This window comes from Pseudomonas sp. NPDC078416 (assembly GCF_050268485.1).
Lineage (GTDB): Bacteria > Pseudomonadota > Gammaproteobacteria > Pseudomonadales > Pseudomonadaceae > Aquipseudomonas.
Genome location: NZ_JBNNGV010000031.1, coordinates 12,635 through 26,629, shown reverse-complemented (window position 1 = coordinate 26,629; position 13,995 = coordinate 12,635). Strand labels below are relative to the sequence as shown.

Genomic DNA, 13,995 nt, shown 5'->3' with positions numbered 1-13,995 from the left:
AAACCAACATGTTGAGCCCTTATTCCTCGCCCATCGAGCGGGTCTGGCATTACACGCTGCGCACGCTGTGCGGGTTGATTCTGCTGTTCCTGGTGTTGCCGGTGCTGGTGATCGTGCCGCTGTCGTTCAACTCCGGCAGCTTTCTGGTCTACCCGCTGCAGGGCTTTTCGCTGCACTGGTATCAGGACTTTTTCGGTTCGGCCGAGTGGATGCGCGCGCTGAAGAACAGCCTGATCGTCGCCCCGGCTGCCACGGTGCTCGCCATGGGTTTCGGGACGTTGGCGGCCATCGGGCTGACCCGCAGCAACTTCCCTGGCAAGGCGCTGGTGATGGCGCTGGTGATTTCGCCGATGGTGGTGCCGGTGGTGATCGTCGGGGTGGCGAGTTACCTGTTTTTTGCGCCGCTCGGTCTGGGCAACAGCTATATCTCGCTGATCCTGGTGCATGCTGTATTGGGTGTGCCGTTTGTGATCATCACCGTGTCGGCCACGCTGCAGGGTTTCAATTACAACCTGGTGCGTGCAGCAGCGAGCCTGGGTGCTTCGCCAACGACGGCGTTTCGGCGTGTGACTTTGCCGCTGATTGCGCCGGGCGTGATCTCCGGGGCGCTGTTTGCTTTCGCGACTTCGTTCGATGAAGTGGTCGTCACGCTCTTCCTCGCAGGCCCGGGTCAGGCGACGCTGCCGCGGCAGATGTTCAGCGGCATCCGCGAAAACCTCAGCCCGACGATTGCCGCCGCAGCGACCTTGCTTATCGGCTTCTCGGTGGTGCTGTTGCTGGTGCTGGAATGGCTGCGCGGCCGCAGCGAGAAACTGCGCACGGCGGTGGAGTGATCAGCGCTGACACTGAACCTCGGTAACACTGGTAAAGATCGGCGAATGCAACATCCGTAGGAGCTGGCTTGCTGGCGAACACATTGGGTCAGGCGACTTCTTCGTCACTCATGCACCGCGTTCGCCAGCAAGCCGGCTCCTACAAGGGGATCTCTGTACGGGCCGAAGTCTCTGGTGAACCCCACATTCTTCTTCCGCCACACCCCAAACCTGACGCATTCCGCGATCCGGTCTATGTTTCACTCAACGCATGCTGACCCTGCCTTGTAAAAGAGCCCCGTCTCCAACAACAACGTAAAGGACGAGCCCGATGAGTGTTTCTGCTTTCAAGATCGCCAACAAACTGATCACCGGCCCCGCCGCGATCGAGCAGTTGTCCGCCGAGCTGACCCGGCTCAACGTGCAAAACCCGCTGATCGTCACCGACGCGATACTGGTCACATCCGGAACGGTCGACCTCGCACTGGCGCAGTTGGGCGGTCGTCGGTATGGCCTGTTTGATCAGGTCAAACCCGAGCCGGAAATCTCTATCGTCGAGGACTGCACCCGGGCCTACCGGGACGGCGGTCATGACGGTCTGATCGGTGTCGGTGGCGGCAGTGCCATCGACATCGCAAAAGGCGTCGCTGCGTTCGCGAACCATGAAGGGCCGCTGGCCGAGTTGTTCGGGGTCGATCTGGTCAAGCGCAAAGGCCCTCCGCTGATTGCCATCCCCACCACGGCCGGTACCGGTTCGGAAGTTACCAACGTGGCGATCTTTTCGGACAAGCAGGCACAGCTGAAAAAGGGCATCGTCAGCGATTACTTGTTGCCCGACGTCGCGCTGGTCAGCCCGTTGATGACCCTGACCTGTCCGCGCAGTGTAACGGCAGCCAGCGGAGTCGACGCGCTGGTGCATGCCATCGAGGCCTACCTTTCAGTCAATGCCTCGCCGATCACCGACGCCCTCGCCTTGGGCGCCATCAAACTGATCGTCAAGGCGCTGCCCAAGGCTTACGCCAATCCATCGAATTTGCAGGCGCGAGAAGACATGGCCACCGCCAGTCTCATGGCCGGCATGGCGTTCGGTAATGCCGGGGTTGGCGCGGTGCATGCGCTGGCGTATCCGCTGGGAGGGCGATTCAATATTGCCCATGGCGTGAGCAACGCGCTGTTGCTGCCCTACGTGATGGAATGGAACAAACTGGCCTGCGTCGAACGGATGCGCGACGTTGCCGACGCGATGGGCGTCCGCGTCGCACATTTGAGCGACAGGGACGCCGCCGACCTGGCGGTGAAAGCCATGGCCGACCTATGCGCAGCGGTGGAAATCCCGTCCGGCCTGCGCAGCTTCAATGTGCCCGAAGACGCCATTCCCGCGATGGCCGAGGAGGCCAGCAAGATCGAGCGCCTGATGCGCAACAACCCCCGGAAACTGACCGCTGCCGACATCGAAAAAATCTACCGCGCGGCGTATTGATCGGTCAGTCGGCGCGCAGATGTATTGCCTGTAAGTGCCTCTTCGCGGGCAAGCGCGCTCCTACACGTGATCACGGCAGCTCACCGATGGTTGGATCACCCCGAAACTGTAGGAGCGCGCTTGCCCGCGATGGCGTTTGCTCAAGCGCTGATCATCTCGGCCAGATCCGCAACGACATGCTTCAACCGCGACGACGGGCCAGTAACCAGCCGACGGTCAGCGTCAGGCCGGCGAGGACCATCAATGTGGTGCGCGGGCGTTGCTGAGTGAAGGTCGCCACTTCGTCCAGCAGATCGCCGTAACGTTCCTGCAATTCACCCGCCGCTTGCCGCGCTTTGCCTTCCATTTGCGTGCGCTCGTCACCAGTCAGGTTGCCGAAGACGTCTTGGGCCTTGCCGGCCGCTTGTTCGAATACGCCTTTCACTTGTTCGCTTTTCATGTCTTGCCCTCAGGAATGAGCATCAGTATGAATAATTTGCTGACCTCAACGGGTCAGCCACATCCATAGCGTAGAGCTCGGGCGTCACCCCATGAAGGTGAATATGCACCAGACGCACTGGCGCATTTGCATTGCTCAGCGTTTGCTCTTGCCCTGATTGGCGAACAGGTTTCGCTCCCTCGCCCAGACGATGGCTTCCGCCCGGCTGTGCACGTCGAGCTTGGAATACACCGTCGCGACGTGGTTGCGAATGGTATTGAGCGCCAGGTTCAACCGCGCCGCGATCTCCTTGTCCGCCAGCCCCTCACAGATCAGCCCCAGTACATCTCGCTCGCGGGCGGTCAGGTCGGTGAACGAGGCGCTCGGCAGATGCCGGGTGTTGACCCGCTTGGCATTGGCCAGCTTTTCGATCAGCGTCTGGCTGAACCACGAGGCGTCCTGCATCACCGTCTCGATGGCCTCGACCAGCTCAAGCTCGGAGCGCTTGCGCTCGGTGATGTCCATCAGCACGAAGAGGTAGCAGGCGCTGTCCTGAATCGTCACCGTGTCAGCGGCCAGTACGCAATCCATCGACTCGCTGCCTTTCTTGCGGACCTTCAAATCGAGCCCGTCAACACGCCCGGTGGTTTCCAGGACGTTGAACACCTCGTCCATCGCCCCGCCGTCCTCGATGAAGCCCAGCTCTGCGACAGTCCGGCCGATCAGCTCCTGGGGCGTGTAACCCAAGGTGTTGAAGAACGCTTCGTTGGCTTCGACGATCTGTTGCCGCTCCGCCGTACACACCAGTGTCGGCACGGGTGTCAGTCTGAATGCCTTGGCAAACCGCTCTTCGCTCTGGCGCAGGGCAGTCTCGGCCTTGCGTCTGGGCTCAAGGTCGGTGAACGAAAACAGCATGCAATCTTCTTCATTCATGTCCAGCGGCTGCCCGGCGACGATGACCAGTTTGGTACCGCCCTCCGGCAGTTTCAGCTCGGCCTGCATCTGAGGAATGGTCGCGCCCTGGTTCAGACGCTCGATAGCGAGGTCTTTGCGCTCGGCGTTTTCCAGCACGTCCACCTCGTACACCGAGCGGCCGATGACGGTCTCTCTCGAATGGCCGGTCATTTCCAGAAAGCCCTGATTGACCTTGATGAAGCGCAGATCGCTCAGGCGGCAGATCACGGCGGGGGCGGGGTTGGCGTTGAAGGTCTTTTCGAAGCGCTGCTCGGCGCCGGCCCACTCCGTAGCGTCGGCGAGGATCAGCACCAGCGATTCGGGTGTGCCGGTGCTGTCTTCGAGCACCATGCTGCGCACGCGATGCACCCAGCTGCGCTCGTCTTCTTCACCGACCGTGCTGACCTCGATGAGCACATCGCTGAACACTTCGCCGGCGGCGACCCGACTGATTGGATATTGATCAACGTCCAGCGGATGGTTGTTGCGATAACGCAGGGAAAATTTCTCGCGATAGGCCTCGCCGTTGGCGCCCAGCTCGCTGATCTCCTCGACGCCGTGCATGAGCAACGCCGCCTCGTTGGCCCAGATGATGGTCTGATCGACCTCCACCAGAATGACTCCGTCCGACAGACCCGAGATGATCTGCTGCAACTGGCGACGGTTGGTTTCTCTGGTGAGTATGGCCTCTGACATGCGTGTTCTCCTGACGTCTCAATGCGGTCGGGCTTCGGTCAGCCGGGCGCTCCAGGCTATCCGACCGGCTGGCAAAAGCTTAGTGCTGCAGCTTAGTGCAGCCGTCGTCGCCAGGGTCGGTGCGAATGCACCAGATGAAGCGGTGCAAATGCGCCATCACAGACCTTCACGCGCTGATCAAACTGGTTTCACGTCGCATGAGACGCGGTGAGTCCGCCCTCGCAGGCTCGCCCCTATCAACGCAGGTGGTGCATTTGCACTGATACGTCGGTTGCATGATCGATGTGCATCCCCTGCACCAGAGGAAATTTTCATGGCTTCGACCTACGCAACATCTGCTGTTCTGGGCAGCGCTTCGCCGTTTCGTGTGTCTTGGGGATCGGTGTTCGCCGGTGCGGCAATCACGCTGGTGACCTACTTGGTGCTGAGCGTGCTTGGCACGGCGATCGGTGCCGGCGCGCTGGACCCGATGGCTCAGGGCAACCCGCTGAGCGGCTTCGGCAAGGGCGCCGGCGCCTGGTTGTTCATCAGCACGCTGGTGGCCATTGCCGCCGGTGCCTGGGTGTCGGGCCGCACCGCCCCGGACCGTGGCGGTCTGCATGGTCTGCTGAGCTGGACGGTCAGCACGTTGCTCACCACCTGGCTCATTGCGTCACTGGCCGGATCGCTGGTCGGCACTGCCGGCAACATCGCCGGGAAGGGCCTTTCTCTGGCGGCCGATGGCGTGGCGGCTGCCGCACCGGGTGTGGGCCAGAGCATCAAGCAACAGCTCGATAAAAACGGCATCAGCCTGGATTGGGACAGCCTGAAATCGCAGCTGGACACCACCTTGAAGCAGTCCGGCAAGCCAGAGCTGGATCCTTCGAAGCTGGATCAGAAAGCTGACGTGGCGGGCGCCGATGCCAAGCAGACAGCAGAGCAGGCCTCTACCGATCCAACCCAGGCGGGCGATCAGTTGAAGCAGTGGTTCGATCGCATCCAGAAAGCCGGCGAACCGGCCCTGAATGCTGCCGACAAAGACGCGCTGGTCAACATCGTGGCGGCCCGCACCGGCAAGAGCAAAGCCGAGGCGCAGCAGATCGTCGATAACTATGCCCAGGCCTATCAACAAGCCGCGGCCAAAGTGGCCGAGCTCAAACAACAGGCTGAGCAACAGGCCCGTGAAGCGGCGGATGTCGCGGCCAAGCAGGTCTCCAAAGCGGCATGGGGCACGTTCTTCATGCTGATCATCGGCGCTGCGTTGAGCTTTGGTCTGGCCCGTTATGCCCTGAGCTCGCGTCCTCGTCTGCTGGTCGAGACTGTGTAGGGGTTTCACCAATCGGTGGGTGTTAGCGATTCTGTATCGCTGAATCCAGCCTGGGCCCGGTGCGCAATTTTGTGGCACCGGGCGTTGTGCCTTTAACGGCGCCGTTCACGCCGCCTGAATCAAACCTCTGGGCTGACTGGCGTGCGACCCAACGCACGTTTCAACTCTTGGAGTACAATGCGCGCCACCGTGATTTCGCTCATAAAAGGTGCGTCATGCAGCCCTTCGCTATTGCTCCTTCGATTCTGTCCGCCGATTTCGCCCGTCTGGGAGAGGAAGTCGACAACGTCCTGGCCGCTGGCGCCGATATCGTCCACTTCGACGTCATGGACAACCACTACGTCCCCAACCTGACGATCGGACCAATGGTCTGCGCGGCATTGCGCAAATACGGCATCACCGCGCCTATCGACGTTCATCTGATGGTCAGCCCGGTGGATCGCATCATCGGCGACTTCATCGAAGCCGGTGCCACCTTCATCACCTTCCACCCGGAAGCGACCCAGCACATCGACCGCTCCCTGCAACTGATCCGCGAAGGCGGCTGCAAGGCAGGTCTGGTGTTCAACCCGGCGACCCCGCTGAACCTGCTCGAATACGTCATGGACAAGGTCGACATGATCCTGCTCATGAGCGTCAACCCGGGTTTCGGCGGTCAGAAATTCATCCCCGGTACGATCAACAAGCTGCGCGAGGCTCGTGCGCTTATTGACGCGTCCGGTCGCGACATCCGTCTGGAGATCGACGGCGGCGTCAACGTCAACAACATCCGCGAGATCGCCGCAGCCGGTGCCGATACCTTCGTCGCAGGTTCGGCCATTTTCAATGCGCCTGATTACCGCGAAGTTATTGCCAAGATGCACGCAGAACTGGCGTTGGCCCGTTGACCAGCGGCTTCGAGCAGCTGTTTCCGGGCCGTCTGCCCAAGCTGATCATGTTCGACCTCGACGGCACGCTGGTCGACTCGGTGCCGGATCTGGCGGCAGCGGTGGACAAGACCCTGATCCAGCTCGGCCGGCCACCTGCAGGAATCGAACGGGTACGTGACTGGATCGGCAACGGCGTGCGCGTGTTGGTACGCCGCGCCTTGGCGAACGGCATGGATCACACCGCCGTGGATGAAGAGTCCACGGAGGCCGCGCTGGCGATTTTCATGGAGGCCTACAGCGGCAGCCACGCGCTGACCAAGGTTTACCCCGGTGTGCGCGAAACCCTGAAATGGCTGCAGAAGATGGGCGTCGAGATGGCGCTGATCACCAACAAGCCGGAGCGCTTTGTGGCGCCCTTGCTGGATGACCTCAAGCTTGGCCGGTTCTTTCGCTGGATCGTGGGTGGCGACACGCTGCCGCAGCAGAAGCCCGACCCGGCGGCGCTGTTCTTCGTCATGAAAATGGCTGGCATACCAGGGTCGCAGTCGCTGTTCGTGGGTGACTCGCGCAACGATGTGCTGGCGGCGAAAGCGGCGGGTGTCGCCTGTGTGGCATTGAGTTACGGCTACAACCATGGCCGCCCGATCGCGGAAGAGTCACCGGCACTGGTCATCGACGATTTGCGCATGCTGATTCCGGGCAGTTCTGCCGGTTGCTTAGCGCAGGGCGCTGAGATAACGTTGCCCGACATCAAGTCTCCCTCCTTTAGAGAATCCATCGTGGTGGTCACTCGTAAACTCTGGATGAAAGTCATCAAGGCCCTGGCCCGCTGGCGTTGGCGCGCCTGACTTTAATCTGGCCGGAGCCCCGGCGCGTTTGCATCCCTGACCGTTTTCCCTCACACCACGAGGCTGATATGACCCGCGAAGAATTCCTGCGTTTGGCCGCTGAAGGCTACAACCGCATTCCCCTTGCCTACGAAACTCTGGCCGACTTCGATACGCCGCTGTCGATCTATCTGAAACTCGCCGACGAGCCCAACTCCTACCTGCTCGAGTCGGTACAGGGCGGGGAGAAGTGGGGGCGTTATTCGATCATCGGGCTGCCGTGCCGCACGGTCATGCGTGTGCATGACCACACTGTCAGCGTGACCCACGACGGCGTCGAGATCGAGCGCCTGGAAGCCGAAGACCCACTGGACTTCGTCGAGACCTTCAAGGCCCGTTACAACGTCCCGACCATCGCCGGTCTGCCACGCTTCAACGGCGGTCTGGTGGGCTATTTCGGTTACGACTGTGTGCGTTATGTCGAACCGCGTCTGGGCACATGCCCGAATCCTGACCCGCTGGGCGTGCCGGACATTCTGCTGATGGTGTCCGATGCCGTTGTGGTGTTCGATAACCTGGCCGGCAAGATGCACGCGATCGTGCTGGTCGATCCGGCTGAGCCTGATGCCTATGAAGGTGGCCTGGCGCGACTCGAAGCGTTGATGGAAAAACTGCGTCAGCCGATCACGCCCCGTCGTGGTCTGGACCTGACCCGTCCGCAGGCGGCCGACCCCGTGTTCCGTTCCAGCTTCACCCAGTCGGACTATGAAAAAGCCGTCGACACGATCAAGGAATACATCCTCGCCGGCGACTGCATGCAGGTCGTGCCGTCGCAACGCATGTCCATTGACTTCAAGGCCGCGCCGATCGATCTGTATCGCGCGCTGCGCTGTTTCAACCCGACGCCTTACATGTACTTCTTCAACTTCGGCGACTTCCACGTCGTCGGCAGTTCGCCGGAAGTGCTGGTGCGAGTCGAAGACAACCTGATCACCGTGCGCCCGATTGCCGGTACGCGTCCCCGTGGCGCCACCGAGGAAGAGGATTACGCGCTGGAGGTCGACTTGCTGTCCGACGACAAAGAGATTGCCGAGCACCTGATGCTCATCGATCTGGGGCGCAATGACACCGGGCGCGTTTCGGAAGTCGGTTCTGTGAAACTCACCGAGAAGATGGTCATCGAGCGTTATTCAAACGTCATGCACATCGTGTCGAACGTCACCGGTCAGTTGAAGAGCGGTCTGACGGCGATGGATGCGCTGCGGGCCATCTTGCCGGCGGGCACGTTGTCGGGCGCGCCGAAGATTCGTGCGATGGAAATCATCGACGAGCTGGAGCCGGTCAAGCGTGGTGTGTATGGCGGTGCAGTGGGCTACTTTGCCTGGAACGGCAACATGGACACCGCGATTGCCATCCGCACCGCGGTGATCAAAAACGGCGAACTGCACGTGCAGGCCGGCGGCGGGATTGTTGCGGATTCTGTGCCGGCGCTGGAGTGGGAAGAAACCCTCAACAAACGCCGCGCAATGTTCCGCGCCGTGGCGCTGGCGCAGCAAACGCCCGAGGCCTGAAGGTTGGTTTGCACATGAAAACGGCGCCAGGGGCGCCGTTTTTTGTGGCCGACACAAACCACTTGTAGCAGTGAGCTTGCAGCGTCTATACGGACGTAATCGCGAGCAAGGTGGAGCGCCACCCCGGTCGCTCCTACAGGGCCATGGCGTCAGAAATCCAGGCTCACCGCCAGATTCACCCCTTGCTGCGTCACGTCATCATTCTTGCGCCAGTTATAGCCGGCACGCAGCGTCAGGTCGGGCGCCAGCTTCTGGCTCAGGCCCACACTGGCGCGATTCAAACTGCGCTGGGGGTCATAGCCTTTCAGATCAAAGTCCACGCCCGGCACGCTGTTCAGCGCGATGGTCACGTCCTGCAGATCGGTATCGAACTCACGCTCATGGGCCACTTCGCCAAACACCTGGGTCTGCGGGGTGACGTCGAACTTGCCTTGAAGCCCCGCGCCGAGCCGCTTCGACTTGCGCGTCTGATCGTCGTAATTGAGTGCGGTCGCGCGAGCACTGTTCTCCGAATAGCCATCGACGTTGACGTGGGAATAGTCGGCGCTGATGAACGGCGAGAAATGCCAGCGACTGCTCTGCTCGGCCAGATCGAAGCCCACGCGACCACTGACCGCCCACAGATCGCCGTCGGTGTCGCCTTTCTCTGCGCCTTCGCTGATGCCCAGCGCAAACTTGCGCTTGAGGTTGTCGTAGTCGAGTTTTCCGCCCGAGGCCGCCAGGTCTGCCCACCAGTGTTGCGCCTGGTACTGCACGAATGCGGTCGCGATATAGCTGTTGAGTTTGTAGTCCGAATCCTTGGCGCCGGCTTCGAGGGTTTGCCGGTAGGCGCCCGCAACCAGACCGGCTCTCCAGTCTTCAGCAAATCGATAGCTGCCGCCCACCGTCAGGTTGTAGCCATGACCGTCGCCGCTGGCGGAATTGCTTTGCGCGTCGAAATCCATTTTCTGACCGCCGCCGGCGACGATGGCCCGCCATTCACCGACGCTCTGCCAGTTGCCCCAGTCCGCCAGCCACTGACTGCGCAGTTCATCCTGCTGCGCGCGCAACGTACCGTTGGCCATCTCCGGCAGCAGCGTAATTTCCCACGGTGCGGACAGAATCGAATACCCATAGTCGGCGATCAGGCGCTGACCCGCGACGGTCGGGTGCACGCCGTCGTTGAACAGCAGCTTGGTCGGATCCGGCGTCAGGCCGCCAATCCCGTAAACGCTATTGGCGCTGCAGTTGTTGCCGTTGAAACAGGTGCCGATCAAGTTCTGATCGGCCGCCAACCCGTAGCGCGCCGGATCGGTCAGGACGTCCCGTATGAGCCCCGGCACATTGAGCGGAATGACCTCGGCATCGATCTGCCCCAGACGGTTGACCAACTGCTGGTTGAACACCCCGCTCAGCAATGTTGACGGCACCTGCAATGGCGTGCCGAACACCGCAGGCGTACGGCCGATGTCAGGCAGCAGCCAGACCATGATGTACCGCGCCCCGGCCTGGGACAGGATTTGTGCGCCGTTGGCCAGGTTGTTCGCCGCGTTGACGGCCTGTCCTGCACTCAGCACCCGGCCCTGAAGGAAGTCATTGCCGCCCCCGGTCAGGTAGTAAAGGGCGTTCGGATCAGCCCGCGAGCTGTTTTCAATGAGATAACCGGGTCGCGTCCGGAACACCGTCGTGACGCCGGTGGTGGCGTCGGTGTTGGCAATCTGTGATCGGGTGGTGATTGCAGCGAGTATCTGATCCGTCCGGTCGCCGCCCACGGCCCAGTTGTTGCCATCCGCCAACCCTTGCGCGGCGCGAACGGGGGAGGTCGATGCCTGCAAATCCCCCGGCGCTACGCCAAGCATTCCGCCCAGCAACGTCGATGAGTTCAGACCGAATGCCTCCCCGCTGCCGTTCAGGTACGTCGGGCCGGTGCGGTTGGTGAAGCGCAAGGTGGCGCCCGGTGGTCCGCCCGCATCGGGAAACTGCCCGGCGTCGGCGAGGCTGTCGCCAAACACGATCATCGTTGAATAGGGGGAAGAGGCGGCCAGGGCCGAGGAACAGGCGAGCGAGAGCAGGCAAGCCGCGAACGGCCAGCGCAGTGTGGCTTTGAGCATGGGGGCATCCCTTATTGTTTTCAGTGCTGTACGAGAAGGTAGCAGCCGCGACACAAATCACCCACGATGCCGTGGCATTCACGGCAAATATTCTGTACCGCCCTCCATGCTGCAATCTGCACCTTGCGAGCGTTCAAATCCTGCCAATCGGCCTCTGGGCCGCGCCATCCGGGCACTGCGATATTGCGCGGCCTGCGGCGGTACGCTACTGTGCGGCAACGTATGAACGAGACCTTTCCTGTGTCGATTGTCAGCAGCTTCTTGATGCGCGTTATCAAGGGCCACGCCCGCTGGCGTTGGCGCGCCTGACCATTTCCCCCGCCGGCCCCGCCGGATCTGTATTGATATGCCTTCTGATGCCTCGGTTTTGCAGTGCCTCGCCGGAACCCGTCCTGCGACCCCTCTGCGTGCCACTGAGGTCAGAAAACAGAAGGCCACGTTAAAAGTCAGTCATTCAAAAGGTTAAGCACCATGCTGCTGATGATCGATAACTACGACTCCTTCACCTACAACGTCGTGCAGTACCTGGGCGAGCTGGGTGCCGACGTCAAAGTGATTCGCAACGACGAAATGACCATCGCCGAAATCGAAGCCCTGAACCCCGAGCGCATCGTCGTTTCCCCAGGCCCCTGCACGCCTAACGAAGCGGGCGTGTCCATTGACGTGATCAAACACTTCGCCGGCAAGTTGCCCGTACTCGGTGTCTGCCTGGGCCATCAGTCGATTGGCCAGGCATTTGGCGGCGACGTAGTCCGCGCGCGGCAGGTCATGCACGGCAAGACCAGCGACCTGATTCATGAAGATAAAGGCGTGTTCGAAGGCCTGAAGCATCCGTTGACCGTGACCCGCTACCACTCGCTGGTGGTCAAGCGCGAGACACTTCCGGACTGCCTGGAATTGACCGCCTGGACTCAACGCGAAGACGGCTCCGTTGATGAAATCATGGGCCTGCGTCACAAGACCCTGAACGTCGAGGGCGTGCAGTTTCACCCCGAATCGATTCTTTCCGAGCAGGGCCACGAGCTGTTCGCCAACTTCCTCAAGCAGACCGGCGGCATCCGTCAGGGTTAAGGGCACTTCGACATGGCAATGGATATCAAAACGGCGCTGGGCCGGGTTGTGAATCAACTGGACCTGAGCACCGACGAAATGCGCGACGTCATGCGCGAGATCATGACCGGCCAGTGCACCCAGGCGCAGATCGGCGCATTCCTGATGGGCATGCGCATGAAGAGCGAGAGCATCGACGAGATCGTTGGTGCGGTGTCGGTCATGCGCGAGCTGGCGGATCAGGTCCAACTCAAAACCCTCGACGGCGTGGTCGACATCGTCGGCACCGGTGGCGATGGCGCGAACATCTTCAACGTCTCCACTGCCGCCTCGTTCGTGATCGCGGCGGCCGGTTGCACAGTCGCCAAGCACGGCAACCGAGCGGTCTCCGGTAAGAGCGGCAGCGCCGACTTACTGGAAGCCGCAGGCGTTTACCTGAACCTGACCCCGGTGCAAGTGGCGCGCTGCATCGACAGCGTCGGTATCGGTTTCATGTTCGCGCAAACCCATCATGGCGCCATGAAGCACGCCGCCGGGCCACGCAAGGAACTGGGCCTGCGGACCCTGTTCAATATGCTCGGTCCACTGACCAACCCGGCCGGCGTCAAGCATCAGGTGGTCGGCGTGTTCAGCCAGGCGCTGTGCCGGCCTTTGGCCGAAGTGCTGCTGCGCATGGGCAGCAAACATGTGCTGGTGGTGCACTCCCAGGATGGCCTGGACGAATTCAGCATCGCCGCGCCGACGTTTGTCGCGGAACTGAAGAACGGCGAAGTGACCGAATACTGGGTGCAGCCGGAAGATCTGGGCATGAAAAGCCAGAGCCTGTTCGGTCTGGTGGTCGACAGCCCGGCGCAGTCGCTGGAATTGATTCGCGACGCGCTGGGTCGACGCAAATCCGAGCACGGCCAGAAGGCCGCTGAAATGATCGTGCTCAACGCCGGTGCAGCGCTTTACGCGGCTGACCATGCTTCGTCACTGAAAGAAGGTGTGGCCTTGGCTCACGACGCATTGCACACGGGCCTTGCCCGCGAAAAGCTGGAAGAACTGGGTGCCTTTACCGCGGTATTCAAGCAGGAGAATGAAGAATGAGCGTGCCGACGGTATTGGAAAAGATTCTGGCCCGAAAGGTCGAGGAAGTCGCTGCACGCCGTGCCAGTGTCAGCCTCGCCGAATTGGAGACTCTGGCGGCGGCAGCTGATGCGCCGCGTGGGTTCGCTCAAGCGATGATCGCTCAGGCCAAGCGCAAGCAGCCGGCCGTCATTGCAGAAATCAAGAAGGCTTCGCCGAGCAAAGGCGTGATCCGCGAAAACTTCCAGCCGGCGGAAATCGCCAAGAGCTACGAAGCGGGCGGGGCTACGTGTCTTTCCGTGCTGACCGACATCGATTTCTTCCAGGGCGCTGACGAGTATCTGAAGCAAGCCCGGGCGGCGTGTTCGCTGCCAGTGATCCGCAAGGACTTCATGATCGATCCGTACCAGATTGTCGAAGCGCGGGCATTGGGTGCCGATTGCATTCTGCTGATCGTGTCGGCGCTGGACGATGTGAAGATGGCCGAGCTGGCCTCGGTCGCCAAAGGTGTCGGCCTCGACGTGCTGGTTGAAGTCCACGATGGCGACGAGCTGGAGCGGGCACTTAAAACCCTCGACACTCCGCTGGTGGGCGTCAACAACCGCAACCTGCACACGTTCGATGTCAGTCTGGAAACCACCCTCGACCTGCTGCCACGTATTCCCCGTGATCGTCTGGTCATCACCGAAAGCGGCATTTTCCACCGCGCCGACGTCGAGCTCATGGAAATCAGCGACGTCTATTCCTTCCTGGTGGGCGAGGCGTTCATGCGCGCCGAGAAGCCGGGCGTGGAGTTGCAGCGACTGTTCTTCCCGGAGAAGGGCACGGCGATCAAATCCGGCGGGCTGGACTGA

General features: G+C 61.3%; 12 protein-coding genes. 9 read left to right on the top strand and 3 right to left on the bottom strand.

The genetic code is table 11. From position 1 onward, the window contains the following. The first annotated feature begins 8 nt into the window (after nucleotides 1–8). Entirely contained in the window at nucleotides 9–833 is an 825-nt protein-coding gene (locus tag ACQKEN_RS21430; protein WP_065991348.1) for an ABC transporter permease, read from the top strand. 310 nt (nucleotides 834–1,143) lie between these two features. Continuing rightward, nucleotides 1,144–2,292, top strand: a complete 1,149-nt coding sequence (locus ACQKEN_RS21425) for an iron-containing alcohol dehydrogenase (RefSeq protein WP_427688559.1) — start codon at nucleotides 1,144–1,146, stop codon at nucleotides 2,290–2,292. A 181-nt stretch (nucleotides 2,293–2,473) separates the two neighbouring features. On the opposite strand, the gene ACQKEN_RS21420 is transcribed toward ACQKEN_RS21425, so the two are convergent. Continuing rightward, nucleotides 2,474–2,731 (bottom strand): CsbD family protein, encoded by a 258-nt coding sequence (locus ACQKEN_RS21420; protein ID WP_427688557.1) that lies wholly within the window; start codon nucleotides 2,729–2,731, stop codon nucleotides 2,474–2,476. A 135-nt stretch (nucleotides 2,732–2,866) separates the two neighbouring features. After that, the gene (locus tag ACQKEN_RS21415) at nucleotides 2,867–4,360 is read right to left on the bottom strand and encodes a helix-turn-helix transcriptional regulator (RefSeq protein WP_427688555.1); all 1,494 of its coding nucleotides are present in this window, start codon (nucleotides 4,358–4,360) and stop codon (nucleotides 2,867–2,869) included. Between the two features lie 313 nt (nucleotides 4,361–4,673). Between ACQKEN_RS21415 and ACQKEN_RS21410 the strand changes: the two genes are divergently transcribed. The 4 genes from ACQKEN_RS21410 to trpE all read left to right on the top strand — a co-directional run bounded on the left by ACQKEN_RS21410 (nucleotide 4,674) and on the right by trpE (nucleotide 8,933). Continuing rightward, nucleotides 4,674–5,666, top strand: a complete 993-nt coding sequence (locus tag ACQKEN_RS21410) for a hypothetical protein (RefSeq protein WP_427688553.1) — start codon at nucleotides 4,674–4,676, stop codon at nucleotides 5,664–5,666. A gap of 215 nt (nucleotides 5,667–5,881) precedes the next feature. Continuing rightward, nucleotides 5,882–6,553 (top strand): ribulose-phosphate 3-epimerase, encoded by a 672-nt coding sequence (gene rpe / locus ACQKEN_RS21405; protein WP_122536580.1) that lies wholly within the window; start codon nucleotides 5,882–5,884, stop codon nucleotides 6,551–6,553. Between the two features lie 47 nt (nucleotides 6,554–6,600). After that, a complete protein-coding gene (locus tag ACQKEN_RS21400; protein WP_166650575.1) occupies nucleotides 6,601–7,383 on the top strand; it encodes a phosphoglycolate phosphatase in 783 nt (260 codons plus the stop codon). Nucleotides 7,384–7,451: 68 nt separating this feature from the next. Then, the gene (gene trpE, locus ACQKEN_RS21395) at nucleotides 7,452–8,933 is read left to right on the top strand and encodes an anthranilate synthase component I (RefSeq protein WP_427688551.1); all 1,482 of its coding nucleotides are present in this window, start codon (nucleotides 7,452–7,454) and stop codon (nucleotides 8,931–8,933) included. 149 nt (nucleotides 8,934–9,082) lie between these two features. Here the strand turns inward: trpE and estP are convergent, their stop codons facing one another. Beyond that, complete coding sequence (estP, locus tag ACQKEN_RS21390; RefSeq protein ID WP_427688549.1) at nucleotides 9,083–11,023, bottom strand: esterase EstP; 1,941 nt, start codon at nucleotides 11,021–11,023, stop codon at nucleotides 9,083–9,085. Nucleotides 11,024–11,494: 471 nt separating this feature from the next. Here estP and ACQKEN_RS21385 point away from each other — a divergent pair, with 471 nt between their 5' ends. The 3 genes from ACQKEN_RS21385 to trpC are packed head-to-tail and all read left to right on the top strand — an operon-like array spanning nucleotide 11,495 to nucleotide 13,995. Beyond that, nucleotides 11,495–12,094, top strand: coding sequence for an aminodeoxychorismate/anthranilate synthase component II (locus tag ACQKEN_RS21385; RefSeq protein ID WP_427688547.1), 600 nt, complete (start codon nucleotides 11,495–11,497; stop codon nucleotides 12,092–12,094). Nucleotides 12,095–12,112: 18 nt separating this feature from the next. Then, entirely contained in the window at nucleotides 12,113–13,162 is a 1,050-nt protein-coding gene (gene trpD, locus ACQKEN_RS21380; protein ID WP_427688594.1) for an anthranilate phosphoribosyltransferase, read from the top strand. Continuing rightward, complete coding sequence (trpC, locus tag ACQKEN_RS21375) at nucleotides 13,159–13,995, top strand: indole-3-glycerol phosphate synthase TrpC (protein WP_427688545.1); 837 nt, start codon at nucleotides 13,159–13,161, stop codon at nucleotides 13,993–13,995. Before trpD ends, trpC begins: the two co-directional genes overlap by 4 nt.

Coding starts and splice junctions, on each gene's coding strand:
- ACQKEN_RS21430 (WP_065991348.1), top strand. CDS start 9: ATGTTGAGCCCTTATTCCTCGCCCATCGAGCGGGTCTGGCATTACACG.
- ACQKEN_RS21425 (WP_427688559.1), top strand. CDS start 1,144: ATGAGTGTTTCTGCTTTCAAGATCGCCAACAAACTGATCACCGGCCCC.
- ACQKEN_RS21420 (WP_427688557.1), bottom strand. CDS start 2,731: ATGAAAAGCGAACAAGTGAAAGGCGTATTCGAACAAGCGGCCGGCAAG.
- ACQKEN_RS21415 (WP_427688555.1), bottom strand. CDS start 4,360: ATGTCAGAGGCCATACTCACCAGAGAAACCAACCGTCGCCAGTTGCAG.
- ACQKEN_RS21410 (WP_427688553.1), top strand. CDS start 4,674: ATGGCTTCGACCTACGCAACATCTGCTGTTCTGGGCAGCGCTTCGCCG.
- rpe (WP_122536580.1), top strand. CDS start 5,882: ATGCAGCCCTTCGCTATTGCTCCTTCGATTCTGTCCGCCGATTTCGCC.
- ACQKEN_RS21400 (WP_166650575.1), top strand. CDS start 6,601: ATGTTCGACCTCGACGGCACGCTGGTCGACTCGGTGCCGGATCTGGCG.
- trpE (WP_427688551.1), top strand. CDS start 7,452: ATGACCCGCGAAGAATTCCTGCGTTTGGCCGCTGAAGGCTACAACCGC.
- estP (WP_427688549.1), bottom strand. CDS start 11,023: ATGCTCAAAGCCACACTGCGCTGGCCGTTCGCGGCTTGCCTGCTCTCG.
- ACQKEN_RS21385 (WP_427688547.1), top strand. CDS start 11,495: ATGCTGCTGATGATCGATAACTACGACTCCTTCACCTACAACGTCGTG.
- trpD (WP_427688594.1), top strand. CDS start 12,113: ATGGATATCAAAACGGCGCTGGGCCGGGTTGTGAATCAACTGGACCTG.
- trpC (WP_427688545.1), top strand. CDS start 13,159: ATGAGCGTGCCGACGGTATTGGAAAAGATTCTGGCCCGAAAGGTCGAG.